Source organism: Roseateles sp. P5_E11 (genome assembly GCF_054049355.1).
Window position 1 is genome coordinate 1 of sequence record NZ_JBFUMO010001139.1, and the last position, 766, is coordinate 766.

Below are 766 nucleotides of genomic sequence, written 5' to 3' on the forward strand. Positions count from 1 at the left end.
GAGCAAAACAGGCCGGTTAAGCTGATCTGTTTCCTGAGTCAATCCCCATTACTTTCAGCAGGCTTGCATGCGCGCGACCTCCCCTGTGATTCTTTGTGGCCTGGTGCTGGCCGTCCTGGCGGGCTGTGGGCGCAAGGACGATGCAGGCGGCGCGTCGGCCCCGGCGGGGGCGGCGAGCGCGCCGCCGGCGCAGAACGTCGGTGTCGTCAAGGTCAGGCAGGCCGACGTGCCGATCACCGTGGAGGCCAGCGGCACCGTCACCGCGCTGCAGAGCGTGGACCTGCGTGCGCAGACGAGCAGCATCGTCGCCCAGGTCCTCGTCAAGGACGGCCAGAACGTCAGGAAGGGTGACCTGCTGTTCCGCTTCGATGACCGCGGTGACCGCGCCGCGCTGGAGAAGGCGCGCGCCCAGCTGGCCCGCGACCGCGCCAGCCTCACCGACCTGGAGCGCCAGCTCAACCGCGCCAAGGAACTGAAGGCGCAGAACTTCATCGCCCAGAACGCGGTGGACACGGCCCAGGCCAACTTCGATGCCGGCCAGGCGTTGATCCGCAGTGACGAGGCCGCGATCCAGGCGACCCAGGTCACGCTGGGCTACAACGAGTTGCGCGCGCCCATCAGCGGGCGCGTCGGCATCGTCAGCGTCTACCCGGGCAGCCTGGTGCAGGCCAATGCGACGGCGCTGCCGCTGGTCAACATCGCGCAGCTGGACCCCATCGCCATCAGCTTCACGGTGCCTGAAACCCAGCTCGGCTCGCTGCTGAGC

At 68.4% G+C, this 766-nt stretch carries 1 protein-coding gene; it reads left to right on the forward strand.

Annotation, left to right across the window (positions count from 1 at the left end; genetic code table 11):
* Positions 1-67: 67 nt before the first annotated feature.
* Positions 68-766 (forward strand): efflux RND transporter periplasmic adaptor subunit (locus tag ACXJKR_RS33940; protein WP_457326605.1); only part of this gene is annotated, 699 nt, incomplete at its 3' end.